Origin of the sequence: Streptomyces sp. NK15101, assembly GCF_020400725.1 — a bacterium.
Lineage (GTDB): Bacteria > Actinomycetota > Actinomycetes > Streptomycetales > Streptomycetaceae > Streptomyces.
In genome coordinates this window covers 24,354-39,536 of sequence record NZ_JAINVG010000031.1, presented here as the reverse complement: position 1 = coordinate 39,536, position 15,183 = coordinate 24,354, and the positions used below count along the sequence as shown (strand labels likewise).

At 74.0% G+C, this 15,183-nt stretch carries 13 protein-coding genes and 1 pseudogene; 7 read left to right on the top strand and 7 right to left on the bottom strand.

Annotated features, from left to right (window positions below; all coding sequences use genetic code 11):
- Positions 1–5: 5 nt before the first annotated feature.
- Entirely contained in the window at positions 6–635 is a 630-nt protein-coding gene (locus K7G60_RS18410; RefSeq protein WP_225802016.1) for a hypothetical protein, read from the top strand.
- A gap of 125 nt (positions 636–760) precedes the next feature.
- Here the strand turns inward: K7G60_RS18410 and katG are convergent, their stop codons facing one another.
- From katG to K7G60_RS18395, 3 genes are all read right to left on the bottom strand, one after another.
- Complete coding sequence (gene katG, locus K7G60_RS18405) at positions 761–2,944, bottom strand: catalase/peroxidase HPI (protein WP_225802015.1); 2,184 nt, start codon at positions 2,942–2,944, stop codon at positions 761–763.
- 161 nt (positions 2,945–3,105) lie between these two features.
- A complete protein-coding gene (locus K7G60_RS18400) occupies positions 3,106–5,007 on the bottom strand; it encodes a transketolase (RefSeq protein ID WP_225802014.1) in 1,902 nt (633 codons plus the stop codon).
- Between the two features lie 78 nt (positions 5,008–5,085).
- Positions 5,086–5,472 carry a hypothetical protein gene (locus K7G60_RS18395; protein WP_225802013.1) on the bottom strand — a complete coding sequence of 129 codons (387 nt, stop codon included), beginning with the start codon at positions 5,470–5,472 and terminating at the stop codon, positions 5,086–5,088.
- Positions 5,473–5,697: 225 nt separating this feature from the next.
- Here K7G60_RS18395 and K7G60_RS18390 point away from each other — a divergent pair, with 225 nt between their 5' ends.
- From K7G60_RS18390 to K7G60_RS18375, 4 genes are all read left to right on the top strand, one after another.
- Positions 5,698–6,171, top strand: coding sequence for a universal stress protein (locus K7G60_RS18390; RefSeq protein ID WP_225802012.1), 474 nt, complete (start codon positions 5,698–5,700; stop codon positions 6,169–6,171).
- Between the two features lie 32 nt (positions 6,172–6,203).
- Entirely contained in the window at positions 6,204–6,473 is a 270-nt protein-coding gene (locus tag K7G60_RS18385) for a DUF6213 family protein (protein WP_225802011.1), read from the top strand.
- Positions 6,474–6,523: 50 nt separating this feature from the next.
- On the top strand, positions 6,524–6,742 hold the full coding sequence (locus K7G60_RS18380; RefSeq protein WP_225802010.1) for a hypothetical protein: 219 nt from the start codon (positions 6,524–6,526) through the stop codon (positions 6,740–6,742).
- A 593-nt stretch (positions 6,743–7,335) separates the two neighbouring features.
- Entirely contained in the window at positions 7,336–9,645 is a 2,310-nt protein-coding gene (locus tag K7G60_RS18375) for a SpoIIE family protein phosphatase (protein WP_225802009.1), read from the top strand.
- A 40-nt stretch (positions 9,646–9,685) separates the two neighbouring features.
- Here the strand turns inward: K7G60_RS18375 and K7G60_RS18370 are convergent, their stop codons facing one another.
- From K7G60_RS18370 to K7G60_RS18360, 3 genes are all read right to left on the bottom strand, one after another.
- Positions 9,686–12,646 carry a HAMP domain-containing protein gene (locus K7G60_RS18370; protein WP_225802008.1) on the bottom strand — a complete coding sequence of 987 codons (2,961 nt, stop codon included), beginning with the start codon at positions 12,644–12,646 and terminating at the stop codon, positions 9,686–9,688.
- A 72-nt stretch (positions 12,647–12,718) separates the two neighbouring features.
- Complete coding sequence (locus tag K7G60_RS18365) at positions 12,719–13,168, bottom strand: ATP-binding protein (protein ID WP_225802007.1); 450 nt, start codon at positions 13,166–13,168, stop codon at positions 12,719–12,721.
- Between the two features lie 78 nt (positions 13,169–13,246).
- Positions 13,247–13,642 carry an STAS domain-containing protein gene (locus K7G60_RS18360; protein ID WP_225802006.1) on the bottom strand — a complete coding sequence of 132 codons (396 nt, stop codon included), beginning with the start codon at positions 13,640–13,642 and terminating at the stop codon, positions 13,247–13,249.
- A 187-nt stretch (positions 13,643–13,829) separates the two neighbouring features.
- On the opposite strand from K7G60_RS18360, the gene K7G60_RS18355 reads away from it, so the two are divergent.
- Entirely contained in the window at positions 13,830–14,282 is a 453-nt protein-coding gene (locus K7G60_RS18355) for a universal stress protein (RefSeq protein ID WP_225802005.1), read from the top strand.
- A 7-nt stretch (positions 14,283–14,289) separates the two neighbouring features.
- Entirely contained in the window at positions 14,290–14,763 is a 474-nt protein-coding gene (locus K7G60_RS18350; protein ID WP_225802004.1) for a rho GDP-dissociation inhibitor, read from the top strand.
- Positions 14,764–14,995: 232 nt separating this feature from the next.
- On the opposite strand, the pseudogene K7G60_RS39175 reads toward K7G60_RS18350, so the two are convergent.
- Positions 14,996–15,178 (bottom strand): annotated as a pseudogene (locus K7G60_RS39175) (NAD(P)-binding domain-containing protein); the annotation flags it as partial.
- Positions 15,179–15,183: the final 5 nt, after the last annotated feature.

The window sequence follows — 15,183 nt, the reverse complement described above, 5'->3', positions numbered from 1 at the left end:
GCGCCATGGGACGCGAGTACGACACACCGGCACGGGCCGACGGCACCGACGCGCCGCCCATGTACCCCGGCGAGAGCACCGACCTCCCGGCCGGTACGCACGCCGACGAGGACATCCGCGGGAACACCGCCGCCGACACGCGTGAGGCGGAGGCGCGTGAGGCCGGGCGGCGCGGCGCCGAGCTGCGCGAGGCGGGGGCCGGTACCGAGGTGGGAGCCGGTACTGATGCGACGGGGGCCGGTACTGGGGTGGGGGCCGGTACTGATGTGACGGGACCCGGCACCGACACGGGGTCCGACACCGACACGGGGTCCGATACCGACGCGGGACCCGCCGCCGACGCGGGACCCGGCACCGGGGAGGAGCTGCCGCGCCTCCTGGACGCCGAGGCCGACGAGGCGTTCCGCACGCGCTGGCGCGAGGTGCAGGGCCGGTTCGTCGACGACCCCCGCGGGGCCGTGCACGACGCCGACGAGCTGGTCACCGAGGTGATCCGGAGGCTCGCCGCCACCTTCGCCGACCGCAAGAAGGACCTGGAAGGCCAGTGGAGCGAAGGCGAGGACGTCGACACGGAGGACCTGCGCACGGCCCTGCGCCAGTACCGCTCGTTCTTCAACCGGCTCCTCACCACCTGACGGCGGCCCGGACGAGGGAGTGGAAGAACGCCCCGGACGACCCGCTGGGGGTCCCGGGCGCCGACGCGTAGCAGGACCAGGGGCGAGGAGGCCCGGCCGGCCCGCGGGCCGGCCGGGCGCCGTGCTCAGCGCAGGTCGAACCGGTCGAGGTTCATCACCTTGTCCCACGCGGCCACGAAGTCGCGCGCGAACTTCTCGCCCCCGTCCGCGGACGCGTACACCTCCGCGAGGGCCCGCAGCTGGGAGTGCGAACCGAAGACGAGGTCGACGGGGGTGGCGGTCCACCGCACCTCGCCCGTGGCACGGTCGCGGCCCTCGAAGACGTTCTCGTCGGACGTCGAGGCCCTCCACTCCGTGCCCATGTCCAGGAGCCCGACGAAGAAGTCGTTGGTCAGCGTCTCCGGCCGGTCGGTGAAGACCCCGTGCGACGACTGCCCGAACCCGGTGCCGAGGGCCCGCATGCCGCCGACGAGCACCGTCATCTCGGGGGCGGTCAGCGTCAGCAGGTTGGCGCGGTCGAGCAGCAGGGTCTCCGGCGACAGCTTCTCTCCCGCCCGGAGGTAGTTGCGGAAGCCGTCCGCCCGGGGTTCGAGGACCGCGAACGACTCGACGTCGGTCTGCTCCTGCGAGGCGTCGGTGCGCCCCGGCGCGAACGGGACCGTGAGGTCGTACCCGGCGTTCCGCGCGGCCCGCTCCACGGCCGCGCAGCCGCCGAGCACGATGAGGTCCGCGAGCGAGATCCGCGCACCGGACGCACCCGTGAAGTCCCGGCGGATCCCGTCGAGGGTCTCGATCGTCCGGGCCACCTCGGGACCGGAGTTGACCTCCCAGTCCTTCTGCGGCGCGAGCCGGATCCGCGCCCCGTTGGCGCCGCCGCGCTTGTCGGTGCCGCGGAAGCTGGCGGCCGACGCCCAGGCGGTGGTGACCAGCTGGGAGACGGAGAGCCCGGAGTCGAGGATCCTGGACTTGAGGGCGGCGACGTCCGCCTCCCCGACCAGCGGGTGGTCGACGGCGGGGACCGGGTCCTGCCAGATCTGCGGCTCGGGGATCCACGGGCCGAGGTAGCGCGAGAGCGGGCCCATGTCACGGTGCAGCAGCTTGTACCAGGCCTTGGCGAACGCGTCCGCGAGCTCGTCGGGGTTCTCGTGGAAGCGCTTCGCGATCGGCGCGTAGACCGGGTCCATCCGCAGCGCGAGGTCCGTCGTGAGCATCATCGGGGCGTGCCGCTTCGACGGGTCGTGCGCGTCGGGCACGGTGTCCTTCGCCGCCGCGTCCTTGGGGGTCCACTGGTGGGCGCCGGCGGGGCTCGTCGTCAGCTCCCACTCGTACCGGAACAGGTTGTCCAGATAGCCGTTGTCCCACCTGGTGGGCTCGTTCGTCCACGCGCCTTCGAGTCCGCTGGTGAGCGCGTCGGCGCCCTTGCCGCTGCCGTACGAGTTCCGCCAGCCGAGGGCCTGCTGCTCGATGGGGGCGGCCTCGGGCTCCGGGCCGATGTACTCGGGGCTGACCGCGCCGTGGCACTTGCCGAAGGTGTGGCCGCCGATGATGAGCGCGGCGGTCTCCTCGTCGTTCATCGCCATGCGCCCGAACGTCTCCCGGATGTCCCTGGCGGCGGCGATCGGGTCCGGGTTGCCGTTGGGGCCCTCCGGGTTGACGTAGATCAGGCCCATCTGCACGGCACCGAAGGGGCCGGTGAGTTCCCTGTCGCCGCTGTAGCGCTCGTCCCCGAGCCAGGTGTCCTCGGGACCCCAGAAGATCTCCTCGGGTTCCCAGACGTCCGGGCGTCCGAAACCGAACCCGAAGGTCTTGAACCCCATGGACTCCATGGCGCAGTTGCCGGCGAAGACCAGCAGGTCGGCCCAGGAGATCTTCCGCCCGTACTTCTGCTTGACCGGCCAGAGCAGCCGGCGCGCCTTGTCGAGGCTCGCGTTGTCCGGCCAGCTGTTGAGCGGGGCGAAGCGCTGGGCTCCCTGGCCGCCGCCGCCCCGGCCGTCCGCGATGCGGTACGTCCCCGCGGCGTGCCAGCTCATCCGGATGAAGAGCGGCCCGTAGTGGCCGTAGTCGGCGGGCCACCAGTCCTGGGAGTCCGTCATCACCGCGATGACGTCCCGCTTCAGCGCGTCGACGTCGAGGTCCGCGAACTCCTTCGCGTAGTCGAAGTCCGCGTCCATCGGATCGGAGAGGGGCGAATGCTGGTGGAGTACCTGCAGGTCCAGTTGGTTCGGCCACCAGTCCCTGTTGGTCTTGGGCCGGGTCTCGGTGGGGGTGGGCGAGGGGATCGCCGGGTTCTCGCTCTCGCTGCCGGGCACGTGGGTCCTTCTTCCGCTCATCGTGACGGTTTCGGCGTCCGTCATGGTCGCGTACGGCGGACCGTGCGGGGGTGATAACACGCAGAGCCCGCCCAACCGACAGAAATGATCGGAAAGGAGGAATTCACGACCGGAGACCGAAGGCGGGAGGCCGGGGGTGCCTACCGCGCGACCAGCGCCCGGGCGGCCCCGGCGATCTGGGTGCGGGAGATGCCGCACGCGTCGAGGAGCTCGGGGGTGGTGCCCGAGCCGGGCAGCTCCGTGACGGCGAGGTGGACGAAGGCGTGCGGCGGCGGGGCGGGCCGGCCGGCACCCACGGCGAGGGCCGACAGGACGGCCTCGCCGAGCCCGCCCTCGGGATGGTGGTCCTCGACGACGACGAGCGCGCCGGTCTCCCGGGCCGCACGGGCGAGGGTGTCCATGTCGACGGGCTTGACGGAGTACAGGTCGACGACCCGGGCCCGCACCCCGTCGGCGGCCAGGTCCTCGGCGGCCGCCAGGCACTCGTGCAGGGTGACGCCGGCGCCGACGAGCGTGACCTGGTCGTCCGGGCCCTCGCGCAGGGTCTTCGAGCCGCCCACGGGGAACGTCTCGTCACCGTCGTAGAGGACGGGGTAGGCCCCGCGGGTGGTGCGCAGGTAGGAGATCCCGTCCAGGTCGGCCATGGCCGTGGTCAGGGCGGCCGCGGAGGTGGCGTCCGAGGGGTACAGCACGGTGGAGCCGAGGACGGCGCGCATCATGGCGAGGTCCTCCAGGCCCATCTGCGAAGGGCCGTCCGCGCCGATCTCGACCCCGCAGTGCGTCCCGCACAGCGCCATCGTGATCCGGGAGACGGCGGCCATCCGGACGAAGTCGTGCGCGCGGGTGAGGAAGGCGGCGAAGGTCGTGGCGTACGGGCGGAAGCCGCGCACGGCCATGCCGACGGCGTCGGCGATCATCTGCTGCTCGGCGATGTACGTCTGGAAGTACCGCTCCGGGTGGGCCTTCCCGAACTCCTCGGCATGGGTCGAGTTGCCGACCTCGGCGTCCAGGGCGACGACCTCGGGGCGGGCACCGAGGGCGGCCAGGGCGGCGCCGAAGGCGACCCGGGTGGCGACCTCGTCGCCGACCTCGTAGCGGGGCAGCTCCACCGGAACGGCACGGCGGCCGTCGGGGTGGGCGGGAGCGGGGTGCGCGGGCGGGCGCGGGCCGCGCACCCGCAGGTCGCGGGCACCGCCGAGTTCGGCGACGGCGCGTTCGGCCAGGTCCTCGGGGAGCGCCTTGCCGTGCCAGCCCGCCTTGTCGGCCACCTCCGCCACGCCACGGCCCTTGACGGTCCTGGCGACGACGACGGTGGGCGCCCGTCCGTCGGCGGCCTCGGCCAGGGCCAGGTCGATCGCTTCGAGGTCGTGGCCGTCGACCTCGATCGCCCGGCAGCCGAAGGCCTCGGCGCGGCGGGCGTACGCGTCGGTGTCCCACTCCAGCTCGGTGGGCCCGCTCTGGCCGAGGCGGTTCACGTCGAGCAGGACGGTGAGGTTGGCCAGCCGGTGGTGCCCGGCCTTGTCGAGGGCCTCCCACACGGAGCCTTCGGCCGTCTCGCTGTCACCGCACAGCACCCAGACCCGGGAGGACCGCCGTTCCAGGTCCCGGATCGCGAGCGCGATCCCCACCGCGTAGCCGATGCCCTGTCCGAGGGAGCCGGTGGCCACGTCCACCCAGGGCAGCTCGGGCGTGGGATGGCCCTGGAGGCGGTGGCCGAAACGGCGGTACGTCGTCATCAGCTCGTCGTCGCCGATCGCCCCGGCGGCCTTGAACATCGCGTACAGCAGGGGCGACGCGTGCCCCTTGGAGAAGACCAGGTGGTCGTTGTCCGGCTGGTCGGGCGCCGTCCAGTCGTAGCGGAGGTGGCGGGCCATCAGGACCGCCATCAGATCGGCCGCGGACAGGCTGGAGGTGGGGTGGCCGGAGCCCGCGGCCGTACTGGCGCGCACCGAGTCCACCCGTAGCTGCTGGGCGAGTTCGAAGACCCGGGAGAGGTCGCTGTCGGGGCCGAGCGTGGTGGGGGTGGTGGGTGGTGCGGTCATGACCGAGTCCTTTCCGACCGTGCCGGGCCTCGCGCCGCCCCCGCCTTCCGGGGCGGGAGGGCGTGCACGAGGACGTCGTCAGTGCCCGAAGCGGAAGTGGTGGCGGCGGGGGCGCCGTCCCCCGGCGGCCCCGGTGTCGTCCTCCGTACGGGACGCCGTGTCCCGCTCTTCGCGGGGACCGCCGTCCCCCGGACGGGAGCGCGGCTCCGCCGGCTCGTGGACGCGGCGTCCGAGGGCCCGGCGGCGGCGGGCCCGTGCGGCGCCCGCCGCCATCATGGCGCAGGCGAGGCCGACGATCACGGCCAGCGCCATGCCGGCGAGGAAGATCGCGAGGCCGTCCATCGTGGCGATCCGGTTGTCCAGCATCATGACGGTCCGGTCGGGGCCTCCGGTGTTCTCCGAGATCACCAGCCCGATGAAGGCGCCGGTCGCCCCGAGGAGCAGCAGGCCCAGCAGGAACAGCATGGTCGTACGTCCTTCCGCTGACCGCCCCCGCGTCCGGCGCGTTCCTCCGCCGCCCCACCCTCCTCCGGCTCCGCGTCTACCCGCACGGTCCGGCACTCACGCGTGGGCACGCGCACGGACGGCACCAGGCGTACGAGGCCGGGCACCGGGTAGTCGGCCGGGAGGAGAGGACGGGACCGGCGTCCCGTCCGCCCCTCGGGCCCGATCGGGAGAAGAGGCACGGTCATGGACTCCAGCGACGGCACTTCCCGCGTGGTCGTGGGTGTCGACGGCTCGCCCTCGTCGTACGCGGCGCTGCGGTGGGCGGTCCGGCAGGCGCGTCGGACCGGAGCGACCCTGGACGTCGTCGGCGTCCACGAGGTGCCCGGCGCGACGGGATGGTCGGCGCCGCCCGTGGACGCCACGTTCGACGAGGAACAGGCCGTGAAGGAGCTGTCCGAAGAACTCGACTCCGTGCTCTCCCTGATCGGCGAGGTGCCGCCGCTGGAGCGGCACGTCGTCCGCGGCAACCCCGCCGAGGTCCTGGTCGAGGCGTCGGCCCGCGCCGAGCTGCTCGTCGTCGGCAGCCGCGGCCGGGGCGGCTTCGCGAGCCTGCTCCTGGGCTCGGTCGGTCAGCAGTGCGCCGTGCACGCGTCCTGTCCCGTCGTCATCGTCCGCGCGGACGCCCCGGAAGGGGCCCCCGCGGACCTGACGCCCTGAGGCTCGTCCCCTACCGCGGAGGTCGGTTCCCCATGAACGCGTCGATGTCCCTCGTCCACGTCCCCGGTGGTCCCCTCCTGCTGCCCGCCGACGAAGTGACCCTCCTGCTGCGGCACCTCGCGTCCCATTGGACGGCCTCGGCCGACGACGAGGACTCGGGCCTCGAACCGGAGACGGTCGAGGCGCTGGTCGGCGCGCTGACGGAGGTCGCCGACCGGATCGACGCCGAGTGCATCGCGCTCATGCCGCTCAGCGAGGAGGGAGAGGCCGGACTCGACGGAGGCGTTCCGCCGCCCCTGTGAAGGGGGGCCGGAAGCGAGGAGAGCGGGATGCCGGAAGAGAGGCGATCAGGATGAGCGAACATCGGAAGCCGGGGCCGGACGAGCCGCTTCCCCGGGATCCCGAGGACCAGCAGGCCATGGCGGAGGACCCGCTGTCCGTTCCCCTGCCGGACGGGAAGGACGAGGGGAACCCGCCGGACACCGACGAGGCCGGCTCGGCCCCCCGGGGCGGGGCGCGCGACGGCACGGTCCACCCCGGGCACCCCGCGCCGGGCGAGCCGGCCGACTGAGGACGGGACAGGCGAGGGCGGTGACACGGCCGATGCGGAAGGGAAACCCGGCGTTCGAGCCGGTCGGCCTGGCGGTCGGGTTCTACGAGGAGTAGGGACGCCTTTCGGGACAAGGCCGTCGCGCCGATCGAGGCGAAGCGGGCCGGGGAGACCGTGGAAGAGGCCGGACAGCCGGCCGGGTCCACGGACGTCATCGACCTCGTGGAGGCCCTGTGCGCCGGCGTGGACCCCGCGCGCGGCGGCTCCCGGAGACCCGGCCGCGGACCGGAGTCAGGGCCGGGAGGGCGCCCGGGGCCGGGTACGCAAGTCCGCCCGGGGCCGGATCCGGAAGTCCGCCCCGAGCCGGGCCCGGAAGCCCGTCCAGGACCTCCGGGGCCACTCGAAGGCCGAGCCTGTACGACAAGGCCGCGGACGCCGGGACACGGGGCCGTTCCACCATGACCCGCGACGAACTCGTCGAGACCCCCGCCGCCTGACCCCGCCGCCCGCGAGCGGTCACGGACCCGAACGCGAACGTGAACGCGCGAGTAGAATCCGGATCGGACCCACCCGCAGACTCCGGACGCCCGCACCCAGGCGGGACGGAGGCCCACTTGACCGCTTTCGCAGACTCCAGGGGATCCCCGTCCGTCGTCCGGCCGGACCGCGGCCTCCCCGCACTCGCCGCCGAGAACCGCTGGCTGCGCGACCAGCTCGTCCGACGCCACCTGCTCGATCTCGCCGCCGGCGTGCTCACCGCCCAGCTGCGGCTGCCCTCCTCCGAAGCGGCCGAGTACCTCTCCGCCCTCGCGCAGGCGACCGGCCTGTCCGTGGAGGACCTCGCCGCGGACATCGTGAGCGCGGCCGTGGGCGACGGCGGGACTGCGCCGGTGGTCCCTCCGGAGAACGCGGACCCCGAGGAGGAGGGCGGGGCCTGGGGCGGTCCCTCCGAGGCGCGCCGGGCCCGCCGGACGGCCGCCGCCGCGGAGACCGCCGACACGGTGGGCGAAGCGGCACGGACCCTCCTGGAGCAGGGCCTCGCCCCGCTCGGCGCGGACGCCCTCTGGCTGTGGCGGTGCGTCGACCACGGCTGCCTGCGGCTCGCCGGCTCCGCGGGGACGGGAGCCGCCGAGGCCGCCGCCTGGCAGTGGATCCCGCCCGCCGCCCCCGAGTCGTTCCGTACCGTCCTCGCCGAGAACGCGCCCGTTTGGCTGGAGGACGGGCCGCCCGCCGGCGAACTCCTCCCGGGGCCCGCCGCCCGCGCCGCCCGCGCCCTGCTCCCGCTGCGCCGGCGCGACAGGACCGTCGGCCTCGCCCTCGTCGGCTGGCCGGGCCCGACGGCGCTCGACGCGACGGCCCGCCGGGCCCTCACCGGACTCATGGGCGTGGCCGGCACCGTGCTCGACAGCCCCGACTCGCCGCCGACCGCCCCCGTCCTCGTCGACGTGCTCGACTCCCTCGCCCAGCCGGCGATGCTGCTCGCCGTGTCCGACACGTCGGGGGAGCCGACCGTGGAGCACCTCAACGACGAGGCGACCGCCGCGCTCGGGGGCGTCCCGCCCGGGGGCGCCGCCTCCCTGGCACGCGCCTTCCCCCTCGTCCACGCCGACCTGGCGCGCATGGCGCGCCGCGCCGCCGGGACCGCGCGCACCCAGCGGGCCGCACGGCTGCCGGTGACCGCGGGGCCGGGAGACCCGCCGCTCCTCGACGTGCGGGTGCTGCCGGCCGGCGGGCGGCACGCCGTGGTGATGTGGCACACCGTGGGCGAGACCGGGCTCGCCGCGGCCCGGGCGGTCGCCCGGCTGCAGAGCGTGGCGCCCTTCCAGGACAGCCTGACCGGCGGCGGGACGGTGTGGTCACCGGAGGCGTACGGCATCTTCGGCATGGCGCGGGACGAGCCGCCGGTGCCGTTCGCGGGCCTGCGCGACCGGGTGCGCCCGGACGACCACGAGGCCCTCGCCGACCTGGTGGCGGCCGTGACCGAGCGGCAGACGGGCGGGCAGGCGGTCCTGCGGGTCGTGCTCCCCGACGGCACCGTACGCCATGTGCGCGTGGCGGCCGAGCCGCTGATCGCGGAGGGCACCGTCACCGGCCTCGCCGGGGTGTACCAGGACGTGTCGGACAGCCGGAGGACCGAGGCCGCGCTCACCGCGACCTTCGACCACCTCACCGCGCTGCACGACCAGTCGGAGCTGCGCCACCAGCTGGCGCTCCAGCTCCAGCAGGCGATCGTGCCCGAGGTGCCCGGCCTCCAGGAGATGCCCGGAGACCTGGTGGTGGCCGCCCGGTACCGGCCGGCGGCGAAGGAGTACCGGGTCGGCGGCGACTGGTACGACGTGCTCGCGCTGCCCAGCGGCAAGATCCTCGTGGCCGTCGGCGACATCGCGGGCCACGGCATCGACGCCGTCACGGGCATGGTGGCGCTCCGCAACGCCCAGCGCGCGCTCGCCTTCACCGGCCGCTCGCCCCGGCGGCTGATGGAGTGGCTCAACGAGGTGACCCTGCGCACGGGCGGCGGCGTCACCGCGACCGCCGTCTGCGCCCTGTACGACGCCGAGGACCGCGGCCTGCTCTGGACGAGCGCCGGACACCTGCCGATGGTGCTGCTCAGGGACGGCCGGGCGCGGCTGCTCGAACCGCCCCGGGACCTGCTGCTCGGCGCGGTGCCCTCGTACGCCTACCGCGAGCAGCGGATCGGGCTGCGCCCCGGGGACACCCTGCTGCTGTACACCGACGGGCTGATCGAGCGCCGCCACGACGGCCTCGACGAGGGCCTGGCGCGGCTCGCCGGCGACGCGGAGCGGCTCGCGGGCCACGCGCCGGACACGCTCGTCGACGCCCTGCTCGCCACGGCGGCGGGGGACACCGACGACGACACCAGCATCGTCGCCGTACGGGTCCGGGGCCGGCCGCCGGCCCGTTGACGCCCGCCGCCGGGGCTTCTCCGCGGCGGACGGGCGCGCTTCAGCCGGCGAGCCAGCTGCGGATCTTGTCGGTCAGTTCCTCCTCGTCGACCGGCTTCGACACGTAGTCGTCGGCGCCCGCCGCGAGGGCCTGGGCGCGGTCGCCCGGCATCGCCTTCGCGGTGACCACGATGACGGGGAGGCCCGAGCGGTCCGGCAGCCGCCTGATGGCCTCGATGGCCGAGTAGCCGTCCATCCCGGCCATCATGACGTCCATCAGCACGAGCTCGACCTCGTCGTGGGCGGCGAGCACGTCGAGGCCCGCACGGCCGCCGTCGGCCGTGAGGACGTGGAGGCCGCGTCCTTCGAGGACGGCGGTGAGGGCGTACACGTTGCGCGCGTCGTCGTCCACCACGAGCACGGTCCGGCCCGCCAGCCCGTCCGGGGAGCCGACGCCGTCCGGCCGGACGGCGGAGGAGCCGGGGGCGGTCAGCGCCCGCGCGGCGGAGGCCGCCCCGGCCGCGGCGAGCTCCGCGGGCCGGGGCACCGGCAGGTAGAACGTGAAGGTGCTGCCCTGCCCCGCGACGCTCTGCGCCTGGATGGCCCCGCCGAGGAGGCCGGCCACCTCCCGGCTGATCGACAGCCCGAGGCCGGTTCCCCCGTACCGCCGGACGGCCGTGCCGTCGCCCTGCTGGAAGGCCTCGAAGACGTGCTGGAGCTGCTCGGCGGGGATGCCGATGCCGGTGTCGGCGACCCGGAAGGCGAGGACGTGTCCGGTCCCGGCCATGGTCGGCGGGATCTCGGCGGAGGACGCGTGCTCGACGGTGAGCGAGACGCTGCCCTCCTCGGTGAACTTCAGCGCGTTGGAGAGCAGGTTGCGCAGGATCTGACGGATGCGCGCCTCGTCGCTGTTCAGCGCCTCGGGCAGGTCGTCCGCCAGGGTGACGGTGAACCGGAGGTGCCGCTCGTCGGCGACCGGCCCGAAGGTCGCCTCCAGGTACTCCATCAGCTGGCTCAGGTGGAACGGCTCCCGCCTGATGTCCATCTTGCCTGCCTCGACCTTCGACAGGTCGAGGATGTCGTTGATCAGCTGGAGGAGGTCGGAGCCGGCGGAGTGGATGACCTCGGCGTAGTCGACCTGCTTCTCCGTCAGGTTCCCCTCGGCGTTCTGGGCGAGCAGCCGCGCGAGGATGAGCAGGCTGTTGAGCGGGGTGCGCAGTTCGTGGCTCATGTTGGCGAGGAACTCGGACTTGTACATGGAGGTGCGGGACAGCTGCTGGGCCCGGGCCTCCAGCTCCTGGCGCGCCTGTTCGATGACCAGGTTCTTCGACTCGATGTCCTTGTTGCGGTCGGCCAGGAGCGCGGCCTTCTCCTGCAGCTCGGCGTTGGAGCGCTGGAGTTCCTGCTGGCCGATCTGCAACTCCTTGGACCGGGAGCGCAGTTCGTCGGCCAGCTGGCGGTACTGGCCGAGGAGTTCGTCGGTGCGGAGGTTGGCGACCAGGGAGCTGAGGACGGCTCCCGCGCTGACCGTGAACCGGTCGAGGAACTCCCGCCGGAGGGGCGAGAAGGGGGACAGCGAGGCGAACTCGACGGCGCCGAGCACCTGTTCCTCGACCACGAGGGGCAGGACGACCAGCATGCCCGGGTCGCCGGAGCCCACTCCGGAGGCGATGGTGGTGTATCCGGGGGGCACGCGCTCGACCACGAGGGGGCGCCGGTCCCGGGCGGCCTGCCCGACGAGGGACTGGCCGAGCCGGAAGCGGCGCGGCGGGTCGTCCGGGTCGTCCGGGGAGCCGTAGGCGGCGGTCATGACGAGCTCGGTGCCCTTCTCGCCGTCCGTGGCGAGGAAGAAGGCCCCGTACTGGGCGCCGATCAGCGGCGGCACTTCGGCCATGATCAGCTCGGCGATCTCGGGCAGGCTCCGGGTGCCCTGCAGCAGGCCCGTGGTCCGGGCGAGCGTGGTCTGGAGCCAGTCCTGTTCCTCGTTGGCCCGGGTGGTGGCGCGCAGCGACTCGACCATCGAGTTGATGTTGTCGCGCAGGTCCCTGACCTCTCCGGGGGCGTCGACGGTGATCGACCGGGTCAGGTCGCCCTCGGCGACGGCGCTGGTGACCTCGGCGATGGCGCGGACCTGGCGGGTGAGGTTCCCGGCGAGCTCGTTGACGTTCTCGGTCAGCCGCTTCCAGGTGCCGGAGACGCCCTCCACCTCCGCCTGGCCGCCGAGTTTGCCCTCCGTGCCGACCTCGCGGGCGACGCGGGTGACCTCGGCGGCGAAGGAGGACAGCTGGTCGACCATCGTGTTGATGGTGGTCTTGAGTTCGAGGATCTCGCCGCGCGCCGAGACGTCGATCCGGCTGGTCAGGTCGCCCTGGGCGACGGCGGTGGTGACCTGGGCGATGTTCCGCACCTGGTTGGTGAGGTTGTCGGCCATGGAGTTGACGTTGTCGGTGAGGTCCTTCCAGGTGCCGGAGACGCCGTGCACCTCGGCCTGGCCGCCGAGCTTGCCCTCCGTGCCGACCTCGCGGGCGACCCGGGTGACCTCCTCGGCGAAGGAGGACAGCCGGTCCACCATCGTGTTGATGGTCTCCTTCAGCTCCAGGATCTCGCCGCGCGCGTCCACCCGGATCTTCCGCGTGAGGTCTCCGCCGGCGACGGCCGTGGCGACCTGGGCGATGGACCGGACCTGGGAGGTGAGGTTGTCGGCCATCGTGTTGACGCCGGAGGTGAGCTCGCGCCACACCCCGCGCGAGCGGGGCTCGCGGATCCGGCCGCCGAGCAGCCCCTGGGCGCCGACCTCGTCGGCGACCCGGGTGACCTCGGAGGTGACCAGCGAGAGGTGGCCGACCATGTCGTTGTAGACGCCGGCGATCTCGCCGAGGATGCCGTCCGCGGCGACGGGGAGCCGGACCGACAGGTCCCCCTCCCGCACGGCGGTCAGCCCGGCGAGCAGCTGCCCGAGGCCGTCCTCGCCGAGTTCCGTCTGCGGAGCCGTCGCCTCCGGAGTGGAACCGTGCTCTGTCATGAACGACCTCGCACAGGAAGAGGGGCGCGGGTCCCGCGCAGGATGCGCCGGGATCCCGCATCACCTTCCACTCTAGGCCTCATCCGGCGAGTCGGGCCGTCCCGTCACCTCCACCTCGAACCAGACGGCCTTGCCGTGGGCCCGGGGGACGCAGCCCCAGGCCGCCGCCAGCCGTTCCAGGAGGTAGAGCCCGTGTCCGGAGGGGAGGCTCGGGTGGTGCCGCCCGTGGGGCCGGGGCCGTACCGGGCTCGTGTCGCTGACCTGCACCCACAGCCGGCCGTCGATGCCGTCGAGCCGCAGCTCGTACGGGACGCCACCGTGGGTGAAGGCGTTGGTGACGACCTCGGAGACCAGCAGCAGGGCGTCCTCGACGGCGACCCGCCCCGGCTCCCCGGCGGCCCCGAACCATTCGCTCAGGGCCCGCCGGGCGAGATCACGGCACTTCCGCACCACTCCGTCGCCCTCCGCCAGCTCGTAGCGGCGGGTACGAGCGGTCGCATGCCGGATGGGTGGGCCGGTCATGAAGGGCTGCTTCCCCGCGGCGGCCCGCCGAATCGCGCGGCGCGGAATCTTCCTCGCGTCTTCCGTGCCCTCCCGGCGTCAGCTCCCGGCGCCGGTGTCCGCGAGGGCGGCGTCGGCGTCGGCGTACACCCGGAAGACCTTCAGCGCCCCGGTGATCTCGAAGATGCGGCGCACCGGCGACCGCAGCCCGGCCAGGTCCACCCTCCCTCCCGCGGTGAGCAGCCGCAGCCGCGTCCGCAGGAGCACGTTCAGACCGGTCGAGTCGCAGAACCGCAGCCTCGCGCAGTCGACCACGACGCGCACGGCCCCCGTGCTCTCCTCCAGCGCCTTCCGGAGGGGTCTCACGGTGTCGTGGTCGAGCTCGCCGTCGAGTGCCAGGAGGACGGTCCCGGGAGGTCCGCCGTGCCGGCTCACCACCAGGAGGCGGTCCTCCCGCGAGGCCCTCGCCCCTTCCGTTCGGCCCACAGCCTCCATGGGGCTCACCCGCCTCCTCGCGCACGAATCCGGACACCGCTGACGCCGGATGCCTCCGTGGCCGAAATCTCCTACTTCACTCCTGCCCCTTTTCACCCGTTTCTGACATCCGGAGCGCGTCCGGTCCGCCACGGGGTCTACGGCTTCGCGCCCGGGGTAGCCGCCGGGGAGCAGGAAGGAGCCGAGCATGGACGCCAAGGGGCAGGGCCGCCGCGTGGTGGTCGGGATCGACGGGTCCCCGGCCTCCTACGAGGCGCTGCGGTGGGCGGTACGCCACGCCCGGCTGATCGGGGCTACCGTGGACGCGGTGGCGGCGCACGAGCTGCCCGGAGCCGCGGGCTGGTCGGCCCCGCCGGTGGACGCCGGCTTCGACGGCGTCCAGGCGGAGCGGGCGCTGGCCGACGAGATCCAGACCGTCCTCGTCGGAGCCGACGACGTGCGGCTGCGCGAGCACGTGGTGCCCGGCAACCCGGCCGAGGTGCTGACGGAGGCGGCGGCGGGCGCGGAACTCCTCGTGGTGGGCAGCAGGGGCCGCGGCGGGTTCACCAGCCTGCTCCTGGGCTCCGTCAGCCAGCAGTGCGCCCTGCACGCGCCCTGTCCCGTCGTCATCGTCCGCCCGGACACCGCCGAGAGGACGTGAGAACGTCATGTCACCCTTCGAGCTGATGCGCGTGAGCCTGGCCCAGGAGGAGCGGGGGACGGCCGTGCTCCCCCTGGACGGGGACGGCGACCCCGTCGAGGTCCCGGAGGGCGGGACGATGAGCGTCGCCCTCGCCTTCCGCGTGGGCGAGGCGATCGACGGACTGGTCTTCGAGGAGACCCGCAGATACGCCGGGAGGGTGGTCGGCACCGCCAGGACCACGCTCGGCGGATACCGGGAGGGCGGGCCGTACGAGGTCCACCTGCCGCCCGAGCGGCTGCCCGTCGGGCGGGCGAACTGCGGCGTCTACGAGGTCACGGGCCGCTTCACCGACTCCACCGGGCGGGTGCTCGGCCGGGAGCACCACCGGTTCCGTCTCGTCCACCAGCCGGCCCCGCCGGAGCACCCCGCGCCCCCGCTGGGCGCGCCCGCCGCTCCGCCGCCCGCGACGCAGGCCCCGAACGGCCCGGTACCGGCCTGAGCCGTCGCCCGTCCGAGCGCCGCCGACAGCTGTCGGCGGCCGCGACACCGTCGCACGTCGGCCGTACCGTCGCCGGTGCCCGCGCCCGTCGGCCGTGCCGGCGCGTCGACCGTGCCGTCGACCGCCGCCATGCGGTGCCGCCCTCCGGAAGGTCCGCGTACCCCCACCCCTCCCCGCGCCCGTGGCGAGGCGCAGGTCCACGAGCCGCGGGACCGCCTCACCGGCCGGGGACGTGGCCCCGGGCCGGCGCCGGGTTGCGGTCGTATCCGATGACGGTGTGGCCTGCGCGGCGAATGCGCTCACGCATGTTGCCGCCCATCTTGCCGAGACCGACGAGACCAAGCTCCATCAGAGATTCCTTAAGCGTCGTGTGCGGTTTACCCGGGTCCGAGCCTACGCCCGCACCCGGGTGCACACCTG

Bases quoted from the DNA above. Each gene is read 5' to 3' on its own strand.
- K7G60_RS18385 (WP_225802011.1), top strand. From the start codon at position 6,204: ATGAACGCGTCGATGTCCCTCGTCCACGTCCCCGGTGGTCCCCTCCTG.
- K7G60_RS18355 (WP_225802005.1), top strand. From the start codon at position 13,830: ATGGACGCCAAGGGGCAGGGCCGCCGCGTGGTGGTCGGGATCGACGGG.
- K7G60_RS18365 (WP_225802007.1), bottom strand. From the start codon at position 13,168: ATGACCGGCCCACCCATCCGGCATGCGACCGCTCGTACCCGCCGCTAC.
- K7G60_RS18350 (WP_225802004.1), top strand. From the start codon at position 14,290: ATGTCACCCTTCGAGCTGATGCGCGTGAGCCTGGCCCAGGAGGAGCGG.
- K7G60_RS18370 (WP_225802008.1), bottom strand. From the start codon at position 12,646: ATGACAGAGCACGGTTCCACTCCGGAGGCGACGGCTCCGCAGACGGAA.
- K7G60_RS18380 (WP_225802010.1), top strand. From the start codon at position 6,524: ATGAGCGAACATCGGAAGCCGGGGCCGGACGAGCCGCTTCCCCGGGAT.
- K7G60_RS18410 (WP_225802016.1), top strand. From the start codon at position 6: ATGGGACGCGAGTACGACACACCGGCACGGGCCGACGGCACCGACGCG.
- K7G60_RS18400 (WP_225802014.1), bottom strand. From the start codon at position 5,007: ATGACCGCACCACCCACCACCCCCACCACGCTCGGCCCCGACAGCGAC.
- K7G60_RS18390 (WP_225802012.1), top strand. From the start codon at position 5,698: ATGGACTCCAGCGACGGCACTTCCCGCGTGGTCGTGGGTGTCGACGGC.
- K7G60_RS18360 (WP_225802006.1), bottom strand. From the start codon at position 13,642: ATGGAGGCTGTGGGCCGAACGGAAGGGGCGAGGGCCTCGCGGGAGGAC.
- K7G60_RS18395 (WP_225802013.1), bottom strand. From the start codon at position 5,472: ATGCTGTTCCTGCTGGGCCTGCTGCTCCTCGGGGCGACCGGCGCCTTC.